The sequence below is a fragment of the Micromonospora sp. LOL_014 genome (genome assembly GCF_048060245.1).
Lineage (GTDB): Bacteria > Actinomycetota > Actinomycetes > Mycobacteriales > Micromonosporaceae > Micromonospora_E.
The window spans coordinates 1-3,794 of sequence record NZ_JBHMIP010000071.1 but is presented as its reverse complement, the minus strand read 5'-3'; the positions used below and the strand labels follow the sequence as shown (position 1 = coordinate 3,794).

Here is a 3,794-nt window from a genome sequence, read left to right as displayed (position 1 = left end):
GCCCGGACCAGCACCCGCACGGCGCGTCACGAGGCAAACGTTCCCTGACACGGCACTAGTCTGGGAGGCAGTCAACGAGTTGGCGCTGTCCGCCGACCAGACCCGAGACCTGATGTTAGGGATGATCCAGTGATCAATGAACCAGCATGGCGGAAGTCGTCGCGGTCGAACGGTTCATCCGGCAACTGCGTCGAGGTGGCCGACAACCTGCCCGGCCGGGTGCTGGTCCGGGACACCAAGGACCGCGACGGCGGCACCCTGGCCTTCGGCCCGTCCGCCTGGCGCTCCTTCGTCGAGCTGACCAAGCACCACCACTGACCAGCCGCGCCTACCCATCCTCCGCCGACAACGTGTAGAAAGCGCCGGCCCTGGTCTCAGGGGATAGAGCCGTCCCGCACGCCCGCCGGACCGCCGGCGTAGCGTGACCGCAAATCGCGCATCTCGGTCCATCGAGTCTCGGTCCCGAGTCTCGGTGCGCCGTCGAGTGGAGGGCTCAGGCACGTTATTCGCGCGAGTAACGTGCCTGAGCCCTCCACTCGAAGCAGCGTCGCCGATCGCGGGCGTCCGGATCTGAACCTGCCGCCACGCGCTGCTCCGGCGGTTGACGGTGCCGGGGCGGTACAGCGAGATCCGCTCACGCCGCGAACCGATCGTCCCAACGGGTGATGGCGGTGCCAGCTGCCGGCTCCGGACGCGCCGAGATCAGCACAGCTGATCATCCCAATGTTCGTACAGGTGCCCCGCTGGCAATCGTTTGCGCGACCCGACCACAGCCCACGCCGATGGTGCTGTCGTTTCTCGCTGCCGACCACCAAACCGCGATGCGCAACTCGGCGCGACGTCTTCGCGTTGAGGTTAGGTAAGCCGGTTCATGGCAGCCCGGATCTTCAGCCATGACGGGTCGCTGTCTGATGCGTCGGTGACCGTTTGCAGATCGCTGGGCTGCCAGATCCGGTTTCCATCGGTGAGGTCAAGTTGGTTCATGTCGATGACCGAAGCCTCAGAGGTGCCGGCAAGGAACTCGGTTACTGCGGCGGTCGATGCCTCGGCTGGGCCGGCCCGTCCCCCCGACAGCACCAGAAGCGTGCCGTCGCGACCGGCAACGATCAACTCGCCTGTAGCGGCGGCCGCCAGGGCCGTCACCATCGACCCGGGCAGCGCATCATACTCGGCCGCCCGTTTCCCGTCGATCTCGAACTCGATGACGGCACCCTCCGGCGTACCGATCCAGAGAACACCCGGAGCTGGCCCGAACGCGACGTTGTGGCGCGACCAGGCGCGCATATTGTCCACCCGCTCCTGCGGGTACGGGTACCCCGGACTTGGGTCCCCGAGTGTCAGGCCGAGAACGCGACGCAGCGAAGGAAACTCGAACACCTCCAGCGATTCTTCGTAGGCGTTGCCCCGCACTACGAAATACCGCCCATCCGGGCTGAAGATAGGTGTCTCGTATCCGTCGCAGTCGAGGACCAACACCCGCCGCAATGGCCGCAGCACCGGCTCATCCCGAGAGAAGAGCACCAGCGTGGCACCCTGCTCGCTTTGTAGAGTGGCTAAGAGGCCACCGCCCGGATACGCCGCGACTCCGGTGTCCCAGCGCGGGCCGACTGCGGTTGCGCCGGAGGCGAGGTCGAGCGCGATGGAGGACTCCCAGCCGTTCTCTCCGCCGCTGGGCGACAACCAGAGCGTCTGACCGTCCGGACCGAATGCCACTTCCCGTTGGTACTCAGTCGGCGGATCGCCATCGATTGTGGTGATGCCCGAAGGAGTCCAGCAGGCCGTACTGTTACCGTCCGCTACGATCAGCTGCGGCTCGTCCGGATGCCAGGCGGCGGAGGGTGTCCGCTTGCGCCGGGCATAGTCGGGGGCGTCGTAGACGGCCGAATCTGCACCGACACCGCCAACCTCACGCAACTGCCCGACCGTGTACTCCCAGATCCGGATCGCCGGGCGTTCGGTCTCCCAACCGGCTATCAACGGCAGCCTGGGATGGCAGAGCAACCGTTCGAGCGTGGGTACGGACCGCATCTGCGCCAAGATTTCCACCGGCGCATCGTACCGGTGAGAATCGCTCATGGGCGGGCTACCGGGCCAGCGGATATGACCTTGAACTCGCCGATCTGCCGCTGCTGTCTGGATCTGCTGCGGACCGGGCGTTCAGGGGATCCGAGGGGGTCCAGCTACACCGTTACCGGGAACTGTGGTAGACGACGCCATCGAGTTCGTCGTCGGCGTAGGCGGCCGAGTTGGTGAGGTGTCCGTCGTACGGTCCCACCTTGGTCACTGTGGCACCGTCGCGGAACCCGATCTGCAGGCCGTGCTCAGGTTCCCAGGCACACTCGCCCCCGATCGAGACATAGGCGCGGCGATCGTCGTAGGGGTCGCGCACGACGATCGGCTCGTTGCCAAGCTGGACATGGGCCAGGACCTCGTCGGGGCCGCTGATCTCGACGTGCCACTCGTCGTCGCCGGCGGCCAGGAGGTCATCCGCGACATCGCGGTAGTAGGCGTAGATCGATGGCGCAGCCACCGCCAACGCCGATCGGTCGAGCGCGAGGAAGTTGCGAATCGCGGCGTGGAAGTCCTCCTGCGCCGGGTCGTCGTCGTAGCCGTCGACCCGGATGCGGCAAGGCCCACCGCCCAATACCGGCACCGGTATCGGCGCACTGCGATACCAGCCCGGCTCGGCGGTCTTCGTCACCGTACCGAGATGGGGAATCTGCACACCACCACCGTAGTCCTCGCGGTGAGGCAGCCTCTGATGAAGCATCCGCATCTGCCGCCGTCGGGCGTCACACCGAGTCGCAGGCGGCAATCGAGGCACGACCTTGCCGATGTAGTGGGCGGGGTGTCGAGTAGTCGCAGGACGACGACGGCCACCTCCGCGAACGGTTTGCGGACGTGCCCCTCCCGCGCCCCCTGGCATCCTCCCTTTGATGACCACGATACGCGCGCATCGGATCAGTCGAACGTGATGCGAACAGCGTCGTGGGGTATCCAGGGGCTCGCGTCCGAAGTCCAGCCCTGGTCGTCCTGCTCCACGGCCTCAATGAACTCAGCCGGCGGTCGGTAGGAATGGGCAGTGACGTAGTGCCAGATGAGCGACGGTGCAGCGAACATCGCGCCTGGCCGTGATGGCACCCTGATCTCGGTGTGTCCCAACCAGACTCTGCCGCTCGGATGCTCCACGGAAACCATCGAGTCCCCGGGACGATTCGGGCAAAAGGGGCACCGGTGGAATTCGCGCACCGCGTTGATACGCGGAGCCACGATGATGTCGAGCAGCGTGTTCGCGAACCGGTCTGGCGTGGGTCCCACCTCGAACAGGTGCGAGGCATCGAGCCACCCGACGTTGATCCGGTCGTATCCGGGCCGAAACTGTAGCCATTCCCGTTCCAGCTCGACGGTGTCGACCTCGCTATAGCTGTAGGTGGTCAAGTCGTCGAAGTAGGCCACCTGGCATTCGTACCAGATCGGCTGGTCGTTGCTCGCCTGCGAGCATCCGCTCATGCCGCGCTCAGGGCGCTGGCGGCGGTAACAGGCCGTGAGGTTCGAAGGGCTGTGCTCGGTCGTTGCGGCCAGGTCAGCGATCGCCGCGATGACCCAGGCCCGGGTACGCCTCGACGAAGTCACCGCCTTCGCAACAGGCACCGTCTGGAGATACAATGCCTAGACGAGTAGTTCCGAAGTCAGGGGTCGATGTCCGGGCATGAGGAGAGGGCATCCAAGATCATGTTGTGACGCAAGACCTGGATACCCTCTTGACCGCACTGTACGTGAAGATCGACGACAGC

Annotated in this window: 4 protein-coding genes; 1 reads left to right on the top strand and 3 read right to left on the bottom strand. The window is 65.6% G+C overall.

Features of this window, described 5'->3' with window-relative positions:
- The first annotated feature begins 132 nt into the window (after positions 1-132).
- Positions 133-318: a DUF397 domain-containing protein gene (locus tag ACFHW1_RS28510; protein WP_416569552.1), complete on the top strand. Its 186-nt coding sequence runs from the start codon at positions 133-135 to the stop codon at positions 316-318.
- 537 nt (positions 319-855) lie between these two features.
- On the opposite strand, the gene ACFHW1_RS28505 is transcribed toward ACFHW1_RS28510, so the two are convergent.
- The 3 genes from ACFHW1_RS28505 to ACFHW1_RS28495 form a co-directional block, all read right to left on the bottom strand.
- Positions 856-2,046, bottom strand: coding sequence for a hypothetical protein (locus tag ACFHW1_RS28505; RefSeq protein ID WP_416616662.1), 1,191 nt, complete (start codon positions 2,044-2,046; stop codon positions 856-858).
- Positions 2,047-2,188: 142 nt separating this feature from the next.
- Positions 2,189-2,725: a DUF6985 domain-containing protein gene (locus ACFHW1_RS28500; RefSeq protein ID WP_416616660.1), complete on the bottom strand. Its 537-nt coding sequence runs from the start codon at positions 2,723-2,725 to the stop codon at positions 2,189-2,191.
- Positions 2,726-2,961: 236 nt separating this feature from the next.
- Complete coding sequence (locus ACFHW1_RS28495; protein ID WP_416616658.1) at positions 2,962-3,651, bottom strand: hypothetical protein; 690 nt, start codon at positions 3,649-3,651, stop codon at positions 2,962-2,964.
- Positions 3,652-3,794: the final 143 nt, after the last annotated feature.